This is a genomic window from Parasphingorhabdus sp. (assembly GCF_039968395.1).
Taxonomy (GTDB): Bacteria; Pseudomonadota; Alphaproteobacteria; order Sphingomonadales; family Sphingomonadaceae; genus Parasphingorhabdus.
The window spans coordinates 523537-539858 of the sequence record NZ_JBDVPV010000001.1 but is presented as its reverse complement, the minus strand read 5'-3'; the positions used below and the strand labels follow the sequence as shown (position 1 = coordinate 539858).

General features: G+C 54.9%; 16 protein-coding genes. 7 read left to right on the top strand and 9 right to left on the bottom strand.

All coding sequences use genetic code 11. The features are described from left to right. Window positions 1-2 precede the first annotated feature (2 nt). Window positions 3-1364 (top strand): MFS transporter, encoded by a 1362-nt coding sequence (locus ABJI30_RS02650; RefSeq protein ID WP_348015358.1) that lies wholly within the window; start codon window positions 3-5, stop codon window positions 1362-1364. A gap of 12 nt (window positions 1365-1376) precedes the next feature. Here ABJI30_RS02650 and ABJI30_RS02645 read toward each other — a convergent pair whose 3' ends face one another. Beyond that, window positions 1377-3713, bottom strand: coding sequence for a CDC48 family AAA ATPase (locus ABJI30_RS02645; protein ID WP_348015357.1), 2337 nt, complete (start codon window positions 3711-3713; stop codon window positions 1377-1379). Window positions 3714-4052: 339 nt separating this feature from the next. Between ABJI30_RS02645 and ABJI30_RS02640 the strand changes: the two genes are divergently transcribed. Then, window positions 4053-4931: a LysR substrate-binding domain-containing protein gene (locus ABJI30_RS02640; protein ID WP_348015356.1), complete on the top strand. Its 879-nt coding sequence runs from the start codon at window positions 4053-4055 to the stop codon at window positions 4929-4931. On the opposite strand, the gene ABJI30_RS02635 is transcribed toward ABJI30_RS02640, so the two are convergent. From ABJI30_RS02635 to ABJI30_RS02625, 3 genes are read right to left on the bottom strand one after another with little or no spacing between them, the layout of a single operon-like run. Then, the gene (locus tag ABJI30_RS02635) at window positions 4932-5495 is read right to left on the bottom strand and encodes a carboxymuconolactone decarboxylase family protein (RefSeq protein ID WP_348015355.1); all 564 of its coding nucleotides are present in this window, start codon (window positions 5493-5495) and stop codon (window positions 4932-4934) included. Window positions 5496-5510: 15 nt separating this feature from the next. Next, window positions 5511-5939 carry a hypothetical protein gene (locus ABJI30_RS02630; RefSeq protein WP_348015354.1) on the bottom strand — a complete coding sequence of 143 codons (429 nt, stop codon included), beginning with the start codon at window positions 5937-5939 and terminating at the stop codon, window positions 5511-5513. Between the two features lie 36 nt (window positions 5940-5975). Further along, window positions 5976-6425, bottom strand: a complete 450-nt coding sequence (locus ABJI30_RS02625) for a peptidylprolyl isomerase (RefSeq protein ID WP_348015353.1) — start codon at window positions 6423-6425, stop codon at window positions 5976-5978. 175 nt (window positions 6426-6600) lie between these two features. On the opposite strand from ABJI30_RS02625, the gene mgtE reads away from it, so the two are divergent. Together mgtE and ABJI30_RS02615 are read left to right on the top strand one after the other, a co-directional pair. Beyond that, window positions 6601-8016, top strand: a complete 1416-nt coding sequence (gene mgtE / locus ABJI30_RS02620; RefSeq protein ID WP_348015352.1) for a magnesium transporter — start codon at window positions 6601-6603, stop codon at window positions 8014-8016. Between the two features lie 12 nt (window positions 8017-8028). Then, a complete protein-coding gene (locus ABJI30_RS02615; protein WP_348015351.1) occupies window positions 8029-8541 on the top strand; it encodes a GNAT family N-acetyltransferase in 513 nt (170 codons plus the stop codon). Here ABJI30_RS02615 and ABJI30_RS02610 read toward each other — a convergent pair. Both ABJI30_RS02610 and ABJI30_RS02605 read right to left on the bottom strand, forming a co-directional pair. Continuing rightward, window positions 8538-8966, bottom strand: a complete 429-nt coding sequence (locus tag ABJI30_RS02610; protein WP_348015350.1) for a hypothetical protein — start codon at window positions 8964-8966, stop codon at window positions 8538-8540. The two genes, ABJI30_RS02615 and ABJI30_RS02610, sit on opposite strands and share 4 nt — an antisense overlap. Window positions 8967-9074: 108 nt before the next feature. Next, entirely contained in the window at window positions 9075-9992 is a 918-nt protein-coding gene (locus ABJI30_RS02605) for a cyclase family protein (protein WP_348015349.1), read from the bottom strand. A 113-nt stretch (window positions 9993-10105) separates the two neighbouring features. Between ABJI30_RS02605 and ABJI30_RS02600 the strand changes: the two genes are divergently transcribed. From ABJI30_RS02600 to ABJI30_RS02590, 3 genes are all read left to right on the top strand, one after another. Continuing rightward, window positions 10106-10519, top strand: coding sequence for a DUF1489 domain-containing protein (locus ABJI30_RS02600; RefSeq protein WP_348015348.1), 414 nt, complete (start codon window positions 10106-10108; stop codon window positions 10517-10519). Between the two features lie 228 nt (window positions 10520-10747). After that, window positions 10748-12016, top strand: a complete 1269-nt coding sequence (locus ABJI30_RS02595) for an alkaline phosphatase PhoX (protein ID WP_348053608.1) — start codon at window positions 10748-10750, stop codon at window positions 12014-12016. 119 nt (window positions 12017-12135) lie between these two features. Then, window positions 12136-12945: a glutathione binding-like protein gene (locus ABJI30_RS02590; protein ID WP_348015346.1), complete on the top strand. Its 810-nt coding sequence runs from the start codon at window positions 12136-12138 to the stop codon at window positions 12943-12945. A 30-nt stretch (window positions 12946-12975) separates the two neighbouring features. Here ABJI30_RS02590 and nudC read toward each other — a convergent pair whose 3' ends face one another. The 3 genes from nudC to ABJI30_RS02575 are packed head-to-tail and all read right to left on the bottom strand — an operon-like array spanning window position 12976 to window position 16306. Next, window positions 12976-13836, bottom strand: coding sequence for an NAD(+) diphosphatase (gene nudC, locus ABJI30_RS02585; protein ID WP_348015638.1), 861 nt, complete (start codon window positions 13834-13836; stop codon window positions 12976-12978). Window positions 13837-13868: 32 nt separating this feature from the next. Further along, window positions 13869-15206 (bottom strand): serine hydrolase domain-containing protein, encoded by a 1338-nt coding sequence (locus tag ABJI30_RS02580; protein ID WP_348015345.1) that lies wholly within the window; start codon window positions 15204-15206, stop codon window positions 13869-13871. Beyond that, window positions 15206-16306 carry an A/G-specific adenine glycosylase gene (locus tag ABJI30_RS02575; RefSeq protein WP_348015344.1) on the bottom strand — a complete coding sequence of 367 codons (1101 nt, stop codon included), beginning with the start codon at window positions 16304-16306 and terminating at the stop codon, window positions 15206-15208. Before ABJI30_RS02575 ends, ABJI30_RS02580 begins: the two co-directional genes overlap by 1 nt. Between the last annotated feature and the right edge of the window lie 16 nt (window positions 16307-16322).

Below are 16322 nucleotides of genomic sequence, written 5' to 3'. Positions count from 1 at the left end.
CCATGGCCGATTCTCCCACCAACTTGATTCAGACAAAAAAACACAAGCCAATCGACAGCACGCGAATGACCGTGCTGTTTTCAGTCATGCTGGTAACCGCGTCCGGCAATACCGCGATGCAGTCGATTTTGCCGACCATCGGAACCCAGCTCAATATTCCAGACTTTTGGGTCAGTGCAGCCTTTAGCTGGTCCGCTTTGCTATGGGTTTACACGGCACCCAAATGGGCCCGCATGTCCGATCACCGCGGCCGCAAAGCGCTGATGCATCTGGGCATGATCGGATTCACGTCCTCGTTCGCACTTGCCGGCCTGGCTCTTTTTCTGGGACTTCAAGGCTGGTATAATGCGCTTTGGACCTTCATATTTTTTGCTTTTTTCCGAAGCCTCTATGGCGGCTTGGGTTCAGCCGCTCCACCAGCGGTTCAAGCCTATGTCGCCGCCCGCACCGCCCGGCAGGACCGGACCAAAGCGCTGTCTCTCATCTCTTCATCCTTTGGTCTGGGAACAATCGTCGGACCGGCAATTGCGCCATTGCTGATTTTGCCCTTTTTTGGACTATCCAGCCCAATGTTCGCCTTTGCCGCTATCGGTGTTGTGGTGATGGTGGCTCTGGCGCTGAAACTACCCAATGACGATCCAGGATTTGAAGCCAAGGGTGTCATCACGTCCGAGCCGTATAGTTCCGCACCATCTTCCAACAGTCTGAAAGACGATGACGACCATGATGAGAATCCGGAGCAGGCTGCCTCACCACCAGAATTGCCGCCGCGCCTGCGCTGGAACGATGCGCGCATCAAACCCTGGCTGATTACCGGCATCATGGGCGGCAATGCTCATGCAATTGTTCTGGGTGTTATGGGCTTTCTGGTCCTCGACCGCCTGGGACTGCGCGGCGATCCGGCAACCGGCATTGAAATGACCGGTATCGTGCTGATGGCTGGCGCGGCAGCTACTCTGCTGGCTCAATGGGGATTGATTCCGTTGCTGCAAATGGGGCCCAGATCATCTGTATTATGGGGCATGCTACTCGCCGCCATCGGGTGTCTTGTGGTGGGGGTTTCCGACGGCCTCTATGGCATCATTATCGGCTTCGCGATCAGCTCGCTCGGGTTTGGACTTTTTCGGCCCGGGTTCACGGCCGGTGCATCACTCGCCGTCAAGCGATCGGAGCAAAACGGGGTCGCCGGGATTGTTGCCTCTGTCAACGGCGTCGCGTTTATAGCCTCACCGGCTCTTGGCGTGCTGCTTTACACCTATGGCGGCGCCCTGCCGTTCTGGCTGGCGCTCACCATGTGTGTTTTCATCTTCGGCTGGGGTTTCAAGACCTTGCAGATCGACGAAACGCATTTGAACAGCAACTGACCGCACTATCGATCAATCGCCATGCTTGCTGTCGCGTTCCGGCGTCAACATGCCGGGTGCGACAAAACCAATTGGTTCGACCCGCAAAGCATTCTGCTTCAACGCAGCTTCCATCTTGGAATATTCTTCTTCCATTTCCGGCGTCACAGACGCACGACTGTCTTTCAGCGCGCGTTCGAAATGCTTCATTGAAACCGTTTCGACCAGACCGCCATGTTCGCGCAGCGCATACAGACCCGCCCGCCTGACCAAATCTTCAAGATCAGCACCAGAATAGCGCTCAGCCCGTTTGGCAATGTCATCCAGGTCGACATCCTTGGCAATCGGCATTTTGGACGTATGGATTGCCAATATCCGGCGCCGTCCGTCTTTGCCGGGTACGGGAACATAAACCAGCTCGTCAAAACGTCCGGGACGCAGCAACGCAGGATCGACCAATGCAGGTCGATTGGTCGCCCCGATCAGGATCACCGACTGCATTTCCTCCAGCCCGTCCATTTCGGCCAATATCGTATTGACGACACGTTCAGTGACCTGGGGTTCGCCCATGCCGCGACCGCGAGCCGGAACCAGACTGTCAATCTCGTCGATAAACAGAATCGTCGGTGCCACTTGTCGCGCACGGGCAAACAAGCGGGCGATTTGCTGCTCGCTCTCGCCATACCATTTCGACAGCAGGTCGCTGGACTTGATCGCGATAAAATTCGCTTCAGCCTCTCGCGCGACTGCCTTGGCCAGCAATGTTTTTCCGGTGCCCGGAGGACCATATAAAAGAAAACCCTTTGCCGGTCTGATGCCAAGCCGGGTAAAGGCCTCCGGGTTTTTCATGGGAAGCTCAATGCCTTCTTTCAGCCGGGTCTGGGCGTCATCGAGACCGCCAATATCCTCCCAGCGCACATCGGGCATCTGGACCATGACTTCCCGCATGGCAGACGGCTGGACGCGCTTGAGCGCTTCCACAAAATCATCCCGGCGCACGACCAACTCGTCGAGCACTTCGGGTGGCACTGTTTCAGATTCCAGGTCCAGCTTGGGCATGATCCGACGGACCGCCTCAATCGCGGCTTCGCGCGTCAGCGCAGCGAGATCTGCACCGACAAAACCATAAGTGGTCCGAGCAAGTTCTTTCAAATCAACCGCCGGCTCCAGCGGCATGCCGCGCGTATGAATCCCGAGTATTTCCTTGCGTCCACGGACATCGGGAACACCGACAACTATTTCACGGTCAAACCGGCCTGGACGCCGCAGGGCTTCATCAATAGCCTCGGGACGATTGGTTGCGGCGATTACCACCAGATTGAGACGCGATTCCAGTCCATCCATCAAGGTCAGCAATTGTGCGACGAGACGCTTTTCCGTCTCCCCTTGCACTTCGCCGCGTTTTGGAGCGATTGAGTCGATCTCGTCGATGAACAGGATCGAAGGTGCAGCATTGGTCGCTGCTTCAAAGACTTCCCGCAATTTCTTTTCTGACTCGCCATAGGTCGACCCCATGATTTCCGGACCGTTGATCAGGAAAAACTCGGCATCGCTCTCATTGGCCACAGCCCGGGCCAGCCGCGTCTTGCCGGTTCCCGGAGGGCCGTGCAACAAGACACCGCGTGGCGGATCAACACCCAGACGCGTAAACAGCTGCGGATAGCGCAACGGCAGCTCCACCATTTCGCGCAGCTGATCGATGGTTTCATGCAGGCCGCCAATATCATCATAAGTGACATCCGCCCGGCGGTGCTCGGTCGACTCTTCATATTCCGGCCGCAACTCGACCTCGGTATTCTCGTCAATATGAACAAAGCCCTTGGGCACAGTTGACACAACCGTCAGCCGGATCTGCTGAAGCGAGAAAGCCGGCGCAGCGAGCATTTGCCGCAACTGGGGGGGCATGTCGCTTTGATCGACTTGCTGTTGTCCATGGGTGGCTACAAAATCGCCAGCGTTCAAAGGGCGTCCCATGAAGCTGCGTTTCAATCCGTTGCCACTGCCATGCAGGCGCAAATCTTTCTGGGCAGGAGCAAATATCACTTTTTTTGCGGGCTTGGACTCGACCTTGCGAATCTCAACGAAATCACCTGATCCAACACCGGCATTGGCACGTTGCAATCCATCAAGCCGAACGAAATCAAGGCCCTCATCTTCCGCATAGGGAAGAACCGCGCGGGCCGGAGTCGCCTGTTTGCCGCAGATCTCGACAACGTCGCCTTCCATCAGGCCCAATTTGGTCAAATTGTCACGGGACAACCGGGCGAGGCCGCGTCCGCTATCTTCGGAACGTGCGTTGGCGACCTGCAATTTCAGTGTGGATGAGTCAGCGTCCTTTTTCTTGCTCTTTGATTCCGGATCGTCAGACATCGGGAGAATCTCCTGCCGCTTCTAATGTTTCCAGCAAGATAGGGATGACAATGCCAATATGCGACTCTGAATTATCAAAGACAGGCGAGACGCTCTGTGCAACGGACAAAAAAAGGGCCAATCCCGAAGGACTGGCCCGAAAAGTTTTTAGGAGAGGATGCCTGAAAGGCCCGTCCTAATTGCGCCCGAATCGCTTATGTTGCAAGTGCGAAATAAACATAATGAGTTGCACGATTTGCAACCTATCAAAACAGATATGGCTGAAAACAGCCATATTCGATGTTTTCTATCAAGTTTTGCATTGCACAATTCGAAATAAACTCCGATATGAATTCGGTAATGAGACGCCTTCCCCCTCTCCGCGCCCTCGAAGCCTTCATCCGTGTTGCCAGACTCGGATCGTCCAAAGCGGCTGCCGCAGAGCTGGCATTGTCGGCACCAGCCTTGAGCCGGCGGATTAAATCGCTCGAAGAGCATATTGGCAAACCGCTGTTCGAACGCCGCAATCAGGCCATGATACTGAATGACGATGGCAAGCTTCTGCTAAGCGAAGTCGCGCCCGCTCTCGAAACAATCGGTGAAGCGGTTGATCAGATGACGGTCAGCGGTGGTGATCTGCGTCTGAGGCTCGGTGTTTTGCCTCTGTTTGGTGCGACGAGGTTGCTGCCTCGCCTTCCGGAATTGCGCCAGCTTTTCCCGAAACTCCACATTGACGTCGACACATCTTCTCATGCCGAGAATATGCTGGGCGACGTTATCGATGCCGCGATCATTATCGCTGATCATGTTGATCCCAATCTCTATCGCGTCAAGCTGGATTCCAACAAGGTCTATGCAATCGCGTCGAAAGAACTGACCAACGGACCGAATGCGATCAACGAACCGGAAGATCTGAAAAATCACAATATCCTTGTCCACAGCGACATGACACGGGCCTTCGAACAATGGAAAAATGCGGTTGGCTTGCCGGACCTGGAACCCGCCAGCATCGACCATCTGAACAGCGGGCCGCTGATGCTGGAAGCTGCGGCGCAAGGTCTGGGCGTTGCAATCATGCACGGCGGACATTTCTCGGACGCCAATGATCCACGCCTGACCCGCCTCTTCAATCATGATGTCGACAGTCCCTACAGCTACTGGTTCGTTTGTCGCAAACGGGACAAGAAAAACCGGGCTGTCCGGATATTCCACGACTGGGTGATCAAGGCCGGTCTCTAGTCAGACCTTCAGATCGGGATCGAGCTCCAGTCCTTCATCCAGCTGCACACCGAACGAGTTAAGCATCATCGACACCTGCGTATACTGGCCCACAGTCATCACCAGGTCCATGCGCTGTTTATCGCTCAGGTCCGATAATGCAGTCCAGGTTGCATCGGTCACAAAGGAATCGTTCGTCAGTTCATCCACGGCACGCAGCATCGCGCTTTCGAGCGGTGACCATCCCGGTGCTTCGGGGCCCTGTTTTATCCATTTGATTTCGTCATCAGTAAGTCCGGCGTCCTTGCCGATGCGAACATGCTGGGCCCACTCATAGCCGGACTTCCAGTTAAATCCGGTACGCAGGATGACAATTTCCCGCTCGCGCGGAGCGAGATCATTATGTTTCGAAAGAATATAGCCGCCCCATGCCATGAACCCCTTGCTGGCTTTGGGTACCCGCATCAATGTGCGGAAAACATTGTAAATGGTTCCAACCGGAAAGGTTTTGCGGATCGCGGCAGATTGCTCCGCGTCCAGCTCGGCATCGGATAAAGGTTGGATTCTGGCTTCGACCAATCGCATGGGGTTCGCTTTCGTTTATTTGTCGATCTGACGCGTAAAGCGAGACACCCTGCCCCGCTTTGAATGAATATAGCTGAGCTTGTCTTCGGTTACCGCCGACATGATGTAACATGGTCGATCTTCTGCTTCGCGGACAACAAAGGCGGTGCCTTGCGGATCGGGATCGCCCGACTTGCAGTCTGTCACAAAAACAAAAGGCCCGCGATTCTGTTCCTGTCCGTCACGGACAGTCCGGAATTCCGAGCCGGTAATATTGATTTGAATTTTGGCATCGTCATCCGATTGCCAATCACCCTGCATCTCGGCAATGGTGCCCGCTTCGGCTGACGGCAAATTCTCGAAAATCGCGTCAGGATATGCCGGCTCCTGCGGTTTTTCGGTTTCGCTGCAGGAGGCAAGCAACAAACAAAATGTCCCGATCCATATCCGGTCATTTTGCTGCATCACTTTCCCCCTGCAATCGATATTCGTGAAAGACAATTATCCCAGTGTAACAGACTTGATCGCCCCAGGCTCTGCTGGTGGTTCGCCTTTGGGAAGCGCATCTACTGCATCCATGCCGCTCGTCACTTCACCCCAGACCGTGTACTGACCATCGAGGAACGTCGCATCATCCAGACAGATGAAAAACTGACTGTTGGCGCTGTTTGGATCCATGGTGCGCGCCATTGAGCAGACACCGCGGACATGAGGTTCCTGGGAAAATTCGGCGGCAATATCGGGCTTGTCGGATCCTGACATGCCGGTCCCGGTTGGATCGCCGCCCTGGGCCATGAAACCGTCAATGACGCGATGGAATACCACGCCGTCATAAAAACCGTCTGCCGCCAGCTGGGTAATCCGTTCGACGTGGCCAGGAGCCAGATCAGCGCGAAGCTTGATTTCAACATCACCAGAATCAAGGTGAAGAGTCATTTTTTCATGTGCCATGTGCAATTCCTTTTTCGATGAGAAAATTTCGTTGCAGCGCATATAGGCACAGCCAAACAAAAAATCACCCGCTGCTTTCGATAAATGTCACAAAACATTGCATTTGGGCGTGTAGTGCTACTAGACAGCGGTCGAGAACCGGATGGGGTTCGACGTTAGAGCGGGGAGCATCGACATGACCGAGTTGACCAATGCACCCGATGGTACCGAAGTAGAAACTGTGCCCCAAAGCCTGGATGAAGACAATCGGCTGACCGACGAATTTGTCCGCTCGGTTTCCGACGCCGTCGATTCCGAAGATTCCAATCTCGCTCAGGAACTGGTCAATCCGCTCCATAATGCCGACATTGCCGATCTGTTTGAACTGGTCGATGAAGATGCGCGCGCGCCGCTTGCCGGAGCCCTGGGAGATCTGGTCAGCGCGGACGTATTGGCCGAAATGAACGAGCACGTTCGCGAAGATTTGATCGAAGTGCTTGATCCGGGCCAGATTGCCGACCTCACGGAGCAACTGGAAACCGATGACGCGGTCGCGATTATCGAGGATCTGAAGGAAGGCGAACAAAAGGCTGTTCTCGCCGAACTCGATGCCGAAGACCGTGCGGCGATTGAAAGCGCCCTGACCTATCCTGAAGAATCAGCAGGCCGGATCATGCAGCGGGATCTGGTGGCGGTTCCAGAACATATGAACGTCGGTCAGTTGATTGATTATCTGCGCGAACATGGTGACCTGACCACTGAATTCTGGGAAGTCTATGTTGTGGATCCGGCCCATCGGCCGGTTGGTACATGCCAGCTCAGCTGGATATTGCGAGTCCCGCGCGACATTGCAGTGTCCGACATCATGAAACGCGAACAGACGATGATCCCGGTCGACATGGATCAGGAAGAAGTCGCCCTGCGCTTTCAGAAATATAATCTCATCTCCGCTGCCGTGGTCAACGAAGACGGGCGGTTGATCGGCATGATCACGGTTGATGATATCCTTCACATTGTCGAAGACGAGGCCAGCGAAGATGTCCTGCTGCTCTCCGGCGCAGGCGAAGGCGATATTAACGAACCTATCCGCGACAGTTACAGAGCCCGGGTTCGCTGGCTGGTGGCCAATCTCGCCACAGCACTGGTTGCCAGCTTTGTCATCTCGATATTTGGAGCCGCTATCGAGCAGATGGTTGCACTGGCCATCCTGATGCCAATAGTTGCTTCGATAGGAGGCAATGCCGGCACGCAAACAATGGCAGTCTCTGTGCGCGCCCTTGCAATGAACGAGCTGACGCGATCCAACACCCGCAGGATTATCGGACGCGAATTCCGAATAGCTTTGCTGAACGGGGGGACAATTGCGGTGCTGGTGGGCATAGGTACCGGACTGGTGTTTACTAACCCGATGCTGGGCGTCGTCATCGGCGCAGCCATGTTGATCAATATCGTCATTGCAGGATTTGCCGGCATATTCGTACCGGTCATGCTCGATCGGATGGATCAGGATCCGGCACTCGCTTCATCCGTATTCGTCACCATGATTACCGATACCATGGGCTTCATGGCCTTCCTGGGTTTGGCGGTAGCCAGCGGTCTGGTCGGTTTTTAGCGGGGTCGACAGATGATCGAAACCGAACGCCTGTTGCTGCAACCGCATGTCGAAGACAATTTTGACGCCTATCGCCAGATGATTCAGGATCCACAAGTCATGCAATATATCAGACCGGAACTGTCTTCCGATGATGATGCATGGTTGCGTTTTCTGGCCAATGCCGGTCGCTGGCGTCTGCACGGCTATGGATTATTTGCAGTCATTGAAAAATCTAGCAACAATTTCATCGGCGAAATGGGGTTTGGCGAATTCCGTCGCGGTCTCGGTCCGCAATTCGACCCGTTTCACGAAGCGGCCTGGATTTTTTCGGGCAAAGGCCAGAACAAGGGTTATGCGCAAGAGGCCGGACTGGCGATACATGACTGGCTGATCGAACAGCATGAACCGGACAAAACGGTCTGCATCATCAGTACGGAAAACCTGCCTTCGATCCGGCTCGCGACAAAACTCGGATATGAACCATTTGACGAACAGGAGTATAAGGGTAGTCCGGTGACTCTGTTTGAACGGCCGGCGGTTTAATCCGTCGCCTGTGGTCCATACGACGCCGCAAAATTGCTGATATCAATGAAGATGCGGTTTCTTTCACTGTCGCCGATCATCTCCATGATCAGACGATCAAAAGCGGGCCGGTTTCCGGCACCACCAAGCCGGATCATCTGCAACAATAATATCTCGTCGGGCGTCGTGCACGGGCAGCAGGTACGGCCGATGTGAAAGTTCTCCGGCCAGGCACTTCCAACTGTTTCGATGACGATAAGAAAGCGGGTCACCGCGAGTCCGCTGCCCAGTTTCTCTTCGAGGCCGGGTCGCGGATTCCGTCCCAGCTTGTGGCAGATCACCGCATGCCGCAACGCCAGCAAAATCCGCGCCTCAGCTCCGGATAGCGACAACAGATCAGGCAATTGAGCCTGCAATTTCGCAATACTTGCAGTCCAGACACCCATAAACAGCTTCTCCTCTCGATGATTCGAAACTATATTATGCTATTGATAATCATTTGCAACAAAGATTATGACGGTTAATCCTGTGCCGCCTTCAATTCGCCGTTCCCGCTATCTTATGGCGATAGGATTTATCACCGCCTGTACCGATCCGGCAAAGCGGGGCTGACCGAGAACGAACAGAAATTCATAGGCTTTGTCTTTCGCCAATTCTGTGGTGTTCATCGATTCAAGCACATAGATTCCGTGCTCCACAAGCAAGGTCGTGTGGACCGGGAACAATATGCCTTCAGTACCAAAGTCCATGGTTTCCAAAGCCGCGCTATCCGCGCCGACTGCAACCACTCCCAGATTGGCCAGATAACGTGCGCCTTGGGCATTCAGTCCCGGCTGCTGCTCGATAAAGGCTTTGGGATCCTCTTCCGCCATGCTTAGCCAGCCAGTATGGAATAAAACCACGTCGCCCTTGCCGATAGCGATACCCTGTGCTTTTGCCGCCGCCTTGATATCCGCTTCACCAAAGGATGCCATAGGTGCGAGCCGCTCGACACCGCGATGTGCCGCCATATCAATCATCACACCGCGCGTTACAATCGGAGGCACATGTTCCGTGCCCAGTTTCTTCAAGCCCTTGGGGTCAAATATATCAGCTGACTTTATCCCGTTATAGTGGGTCTTGTTCAGCGCCATATGACCGAAACCATCGAGCTGCGACCCGATCCCGACATGGGTCACCAGCCTGTCATCATGCCCGGAAACCTTGTTGGCGCCAGCCTCCGGAAATCCGAACACCTCAATGTCATAGGCCCGTCCGGGATAAGCCGGAGTATCGCGACCGGTGATCAGACCAAGCGCATAGGTCTTTCCGGTCTTGACCAGTTTCGTTGCCGCCAGCACGCCTTCCGCACTGAGGTTATTGGCAGCGCCTATTGTATCGTCTGCGCCATAGGGTGATGTCTTGTGATGCTCTGCCAGCCCCGGTCCTGCCAATGCGCAAATCGCCAATCCTGTGGCTAACAATGTTCGCAAATTCATATCCTCATCCCTCTTTGTGGTTTCCTCCCTTCATTGACCGGTTGGCGATCCGGAGCAAGTCCATTTCGATGCTTGACTAACCCGGCCACTCCCCACAGATAAAGCGGATGCCGCTCAACATAACCAAAATCGCTTTTCGCAGTGAAAGCCCCGCGACATTGCGGCGCTGGCTGGAATCCCACGTCGACAATGCCGCAACCAATGGGGAAGCCCGGCTTACAACCCGCTACAAGCCGAAGCGCTTCGAGGAAATGGCGGGCGGGTCGCTGTTCTGGATACACCAGAAGAAAATTGTCGGACGCAGTCCAATCATCGGGTTTCAGGATAACGGAGAGGGCCGGCAATGGATCCGGCTAGAACCAAAGCTGATCGCCGTGCAGACCATCCCCCGCCGAGCCCATCAGGGCTGGCGCTATCTTGAAGAAAAGGATGCACCGCCGGATCTTGGTTCCGGAGCGGAAGGCGCGACGGAAATGCCGGCAGAAATGCTGGGTGAGCTGTCAAAGCTCGGCCTGGTTTGACCTGCCCATCGCATCTCGACCAGCCAGAAACGTTGTTCGCAGAAAAATGCTGTTCTTGACAAAAACGCACATTATTCTCGGCGCATTACGTATGCAAACAGGGGAATTCAGATGAACATTTCACGACGCGATTTTGTCCGACGGGCACAAATGATAGGCCTTTTCTACGCGGCGTTTCCCTTATCCTCGGCAGTCCGGGCGCACAGTGACAATTCCGCAGTCAAGCTCATGCCTGATTCCGCGGGATTGCTGGATTTGCCCGAGGGGTTCTCCTACCGTCTGATCGCAAAAGCCGGTGAAGAAATGTCCGATGGATTTCTGCGCCCCGGACGTGCGGACGGCATGGCGTGTTTTTCCCATCCCCCGTCTTCCGACAAATGCGTGTTGATGTGCAATCACGAAAACTGGCTCAGTGTAGAGGATGGAAGCCCTTTCGGACCGAATAATGAGCTTCTCGGTAAACTGGCTCCCGGCAAGCTTTACGACAAAAAGGCGGATGGCAGCCCGTTTTTCGGCGGTGTCAGCAAGATGGTGTATAATCTCAAAACCGGGCAGATTGAATCTGATTTTCTGGTGCTGACCGGAACCGCCGCCAATTGCGCAGGCGGAGCGACGCCGTGGGGATCCTGGCTGACTTGCGAAGAAGAGATGCTGAAACCGGAAGAAGGCCCCGGCAAGCATCACGGGTTTGTCTTTGAGACACCTTCATCTGCAACCGGGCTGATCGATCCAGTGCCACTCAAGGCGATGGGCCGCTTTGCTCATGAAGCAGCGGCGGTCGATCCCGAGACCGGCATTGTTTATCTGACCGAAGATAATCGCAACGGACTATTTTACCGGTTCATTCCAGACACGCCAGGGCAATTGGAAAAAGGCGGCCGACTGCAAGCGCTTGCAATCACGGGTTGGGAATCTGCAAATACCAACAACTGGCCTCTGGATTGGGGCGGTGGCGGTGCCGGGCGCGTCAAGGCTGGTGTCGAGTATGAAACCTACTGGATTGACATGGATGACGTCGAATCGCCCAATGCCGATTTGGCAGTCCGCGGCCACAACGCCGGCGCAGCATATTTCTGTCGGGGAGAAGGCATGGCCTACGGCCTGCGCCCGGGAAGCAACACGGGTGAGATATTCTTCAATTGCACGCAAGGCGGAGCGACGCGGTCCGGACAAGTCTGGCGATATACTCCCGGTGCCACTGGAAAGCTGACGATGCTCTATGAATCCCCAAGTTCCGATGTGCTTGATCTGTGCGACAATATGGCACTGGCCCCATGGGGAGACCTGATTTTGTGCGAAGATGGCATGGGCAGCCAGTATCTGCGCGGTCTGACACCGGAAGGCCAGATATATGATTTTGCCCGCAATGCGCATGATGACGAAAATGAATTTTGCGGTGCTTGCTTTTCTCCCGACGGAAAGACCATGTTCGTCAATGTGCAGCAACCCGGGATGACCTTCGCGATCACTGGCCCTTGGGAAAGTCTGAAAGCCTGAGATTCCCGCATTCTCGGCGATGACAATACTGATGCGATAATCCGGCTTTGCCAATTCATCCAAGGCAGTGCACTATTGCGACGAACCGCGAATCAAGCGGAGCTTTGGGAGAAAAATTGATGAGCCTTTTTACCGCAAGTCTGGTGGCCTTGAGCCTCGCAAGCTCGGGTGCAGCTGCGCAGAATGCCGACACATCGACTGCAACAAGTGATATGGAAAAGGCTGCCCCGATGCCGGATGTAACAATTTATCATCTCGAAGGTCGACGGTCAGAGCGCATTATCTGGCTGATGGAAGAACTCGAACTGCCTTACGAGCTGAAATATGTGAAAGGCGATTTGGGCGCTTCGATGGCTCAGATCAAGGCACTGGGACATGGCATGCCGATGGCACCGACGGTGGTCTATGGTGATGACATCATCGTCGAATCCGGTGCGATTATCGATACGATTTTGATGCGGCATGCGCCGGGCAAACTGGTCCCGCCCACCGCAAGCCGGGCTTATCCGCATCATGTTAAATGGATGCATTATGCAGAAGGTTCGCTGGCCGCTCGTCTGTTCAGCGACTATCGCGCCTGGCGTGTCAATCCTCCAAAGGTTCGATCTCCCTTGGTCGACAGTGAAAATGTTGTGCAATATGCCGAAGATTATCTCGGAGAAAATCCGTGGTTTGGCGGACCGGAATTTTCATCTGCGGACATTATGATGCACTGGCCGCTCAATGTTGCCTTCAGATTGAACCTTGTTGATTCAGAGCAATTCCCGAATGTCGTCGCCTGGAATGCAAAGATTGTTGAAAGACCGGCGTACAAGAAAATGCGGGCGCTCGCCACGCCCGGGCCCGTTCCCGGCATGCTGCCACCTGTTCAGCATCCACCGTCGGACAAGCGCGCAACTTTCCCGGGAGCACCGCCAACCAAGAACTGATCTCGCAAACCGGGCGGGTTGGACTATTCGCTAGCTGTCTTGCCCGTCCAGCCAGTGCACCAGCAAGTTGTAGGCAATCGCAAATGGCGGCGGGGCTATAAACGGCGCGTCCGGATCTCCGTTCATCGAAGCTTTCACTTCGTCGAGCGAGAACCAGTGGGCTTCCTCAATTTCTTCTTCGTCCAGAGTCAATTTCGGATCGTCCGTGATGCTGGTGCAAGCCATCATCAGGGATGACGGAAACGGCCATGGCTGACTCGCAACATATTGCACATCACGAACCTTGATTCCGGCTTCTTCCCAGAGTTCGCGCTTCACGCCGCCCTCGATACTTTCGCCGGGTTCGATAAAACCGGCCAGCGCTGAAAAACGCTTGTGCGGAAACATCGGTTGACGCCCCAGCAGCACTTTGCCTTCACATTCCGACAACATGATCGCCACCGGATCTGTCCGCGGAAAATGTTCCGCACCACATCCGCCATCATCCTTGTCGCATTGCCGTGCCCAGCCGCCTTTTCGCGAAGACGTAGGTTTGCCGCATTGCGCGCAGAATTTATGGCGTGCATGCCAGTCAACCAGACTGCGCGCCGTCGCATAGACAGCCGCCTGGTCGGGAGAGAGAGCACCCAACGCCTGCCAAAGCCGGGGATCTGAGGCGGGTCCGGAATTGCCGCCGCCATTCAGCTCCGCGAAGCAGGGTGTATCGCCATCCACTCCCAGCAACAGCAGATCATTGTCAGGCGACGCCTCGTAAGCAGCTCCCCAGGCAAGATCACCCTGATTGTCAAAAACGGGATTGAGACCGTCAAGCTTGAGCAGCCGCGCGTTGGGCCGCATAATCGCTTCACGCAATTTTTCGGGATTGACCCGGACCTGATCGGCCCGGTCCATGGTGCCGCCTGCAAAGGCCGGTACAATTTGATTCACGGGCTGGTCTTTCCTTCGACCGCATCTGCGCCAAGCAGATCGGCATATACATATTTCGGGAATTCGGACTGGAACGGATAGCTGTTCGAAGGAATATATTGCGTATAGCCCCCTGCCCGGAATCCGTTTTTGGTATCGACAAATGCCGCAGTTCCGGCTGCGCCGCCCCAACCAAATGTACCGGCTGGACTTGCCGCCGTGCCCAGTCCGACACGACCACCGGCACCAAAGCCCTGTTTGGCAACCCATGTGCCCGACAGATCAGCTGTTGCGGGCAACAGGTTGGACATGCCCAGTTTTGCGGTTTCCGGTTTCATCACCTGGACATCCCCGAGGCGCCCAAATCCGAGCAGCATCTGGAGAAACTTGTCATAGTCCGCTGCCGTTCCCACCAGGCCAGTGCTCCCAAAAGCAAAAGCGGGAGCGTCGAGATATATGCTGGTGGCGCCGGGATCAATCGGGAAGAGCGATCCTGCAAAAGGCGCATAATTGTCGGCAAGGTCCCCGACACGGTCAGCCGGCACCTGATAGAACATGTCGTTCATGCCAAGCGGTCCGAACATGCGCTCCTGCAAAAACGCGTCGAGTGATTTTCCGGAAATGACCTCGATCACATAGCTCAGCACATCATGGCTCAGCGAATAGCTCCATTTGGAACCCGGTTGATACACCAGCGGCAATTCTGCCAGCCGCTCGATAAAAGTCTTGAGGTCCGGTGTCGGTGCGCCGGGATCAACACCCGGTATCGGATTGCGGCTAACCCGCCCGGGGGTTAGCCCCGCAGCGAGATATGCCTTTTGGATCGGGCCTTTGGAAATAATCGTGTAGCCCAATCCCGCAGTATGTGTCTGCAGCTGACGGATCGTAATGGGGGACTTGGCCGCTACGGTATTTTCAACCGCACCTTCCGGATCGACCAAAACTTGCATATCTTTGAATTCCGGCAAAATTTCGGACAGCGGCTGATCGAGGTCGAGCTTCCCATCTTCAACCAGCATCATCGCAGCCATTCCGGTGACCGGTTTGGTTTGTGAATACATACGCCACAAGGTCTTCATGCTCACCGGGGTTGTTCCGCCGAGGCTCTGCGTACCCGCTGAAATAACAGTCGGTGCTTCCTGCTGATATCCGATAGCGGCCAGCATCCCTGCAACCTTTTTCTCCGACACGTAATCATTGATGATTTTCGTCAGTCCGGGAAAGCGAGCAGGGTCCTTGACCATTGATCGTGCAAAAGCGGTGGCAGAAGTCCCGCCCAGCAAGGCGCTGGCACCAATGGCACCCAGAACAGAACGACGGTCAAATGCGGGAGATATTGTCTTGGGATTGGTCATTACTGTTCCTTCAGTTTCCATTTTACGACTTTGCCAAATAATGTTGGCAGGCCAGCATGTTCGAGCTCTCTGATTGGCCACCAGATAGCATCGGAGATCGGCCTTTCTCTACTATCACGACTGTTAATAGCGATTTTGTCGCCATGATAAACTGCCAAATCAACCTCAAGCGAAAAATGCGTGAAGCTATGCTGAACAATATTCTCGTGCAGCTCCCATTTGCCGGGGAACGGCGCAGCTGCATACCCGTCATTGCGTGCTGCCCAGCCATCATCGGGAAGCGCCCGCATTGCCGCCAGCATGCCCTTGCCCGGACGCGTCACCAAAAGCAGATTGTCGTTGTCTTCAATCCAGAAAAAACGACCCCGACGGACCGCCTTGGTTTTCTTCGCAGGTTTGACCGGATAACGCTCGACCTCTCCCAGCGCATGTGCCTGGCATAGAGACTGCACCGGGCAATCCCCGCATCGCGGTGTTTTGGCGGTACAGATCGTTGCCCCCATATCCATGCAGGCCTGCGCAAAATCTCCTGCACCTTGCTCGGGTGTCAACCTGTCCATCGCGACGCGGATGCCCGCCTTGCCAGCCGGCAATGGCGTATCAATGGCAAACAGGCGAGCCATCAGCCGTTCAATATTGGCATCCACAACCACGGTACGCTCGCCAAAGGCAATGGCTGCGATCGCTGCCGCCGTATAGGGGCCGATACCCGGAAGTTCGAGAAGTTCAGACTCTTTCTGAGGAAATAATCCTTCTTTATTATCAATGATATAGCGAGCACATTTGTGAAGATTTCGTGCTCTTGCATAATATCCGAGACCAGCCCACGCTGCGAGAACATCGCTCTGTTCAGCCGCCGCCAGCGAAGCCACGGTTGGCCAGCGCCTCGTAAATTTCTCAAAATAGCTGATCACCGCCGCAACCGTTGTTTGCTGCAGCATCACTTCCGACAGCCACACGTGATAGGGATCAGGCCAGATTCCACCACCAGATTGACCCGGCGGAACGCGCCAGGGTAAAATTCGGGCGTTATCCACATAATGTTCACTGATTTTGGCAGCGATTTTACCCGCACTGCCCGTTATTCTGTCGACGCCCATAGGCTCCCTATGCCAT

What these genes read in the sequence shown, in the direction of transcription:
- ABJI30_RS02610 (WP_348015350.1), bottom strand. Translation starts at nt 8,966, where the DNA reads ATGGGTGTCTGGACTGCAAGTATTGCGAAATTGCAGGCTCAATTGCCT.
- ABJI30_RS02595 (WP_348053608.1), top strand. Translation starts at nt 10,748, where the DNA reads ATGCCTGATTCCGCGGGATTGCTGGATTTGCCCGAGGGGTTCTCCTAC.
- ABJI30_RS02625 (WP_348015353.1), bottom strand. Translation starts at nt 6,425, where the DNA reads ATGGCACATGAAAAAATGACTCTTCACCTTGATTCTGGTGATGTTGAA.
- ABJI30_RS02645 (WP_348015357.1), bottom strand. Translation starts at nt 3,713, where the DNA reads ATGTCTGACGATCCGGAATCAAAGAGCAAGAAAAAGGACGCTGACTCA.
- ABJI30_RS02580 (WP_348015345.1), bottom strand. Translation starts at nt 15,206, where the DNA reads ATGACCAATCCCAAGACAATATCTCCCGCATTTGACCGTCGTTCTGTT.
- ABJI30_RS02615 (WP_348015351.1), top strand. Translation starts at nt 8,029, where the DNA reads ATGATCGAAACCGAACGCCTGTTGCTGCAACCGCATGTCGAAGACAAT.
- ABJI30_RS02600 (WP_348015348.1), top strand. Translation starts at nt 10,106, where the DNA reads ATGCCGCTCAACATAACCAAAATCGCTTTTCGCAGTGAAAGCCCCGCG.
- ABJI30_RS02630 (WP_348015354.1), bottom strand. Translation starts at nt 5,939, where the DNA reads ATGCAGCAAAATGACCGGATATGGATCGGGACATTTTGTTTGTTGCTT.
- ABJI30_RS02640 (WP_348015356.1), top strand. Translation starts at nt 4,053, where the DNA reads ATGAGACGCCTTCCCCCTCTCCGCGCCCTCGAAGCCTTCATCCGTGTT.
- ABJI30_RS02650 (WP_348015358.1), top strand. Translation starts at nt 3, where the DNA reads ATGGCCGATTCTCCCACCAACTTGATTCAGACAAAAAAACACAAGCCA.
- nudC (WP_348015638.1), bottom strand. Translation starts at nt 13,836, where the DNA reads ATGGACCGGGCCGATCAGGTCCGGGTCAATCCCGAAAAATTGCGTGAA.
- mgtE (WP_348015352.1), top strand. Translation starts at nt 6,601, where the DNA reads ATGACCGAGTTGACCAATGCACCCGATGGTACCGAAGTAGAAACTGTG.
- ABJI30_RS02575 (WP_348015344.1), bottom strand. Translation starts at nt 16,306, where the DNA reads ATGGGCGTCGACAGAATAACGGGCAGTGCGGGTAAAATCGCTGCCAAA.
- ABJI30_RS02590 (WP_348015346.1), top strand. Translation starts at nt 12,136, where the DNA reads ATGAGCCTTTTTACCGCAAGTCTGGTGGCCTTGAGCCTCGCAAGCTCG.
- ABJI30_RS02635 (WP_348015355.1), bottom strand. Translation starts at nt 5,495, where the DNA reads ATGCGATTGGTCGAAGCCAGAATCCAACCTTTATCCGATGCCGAGCTG.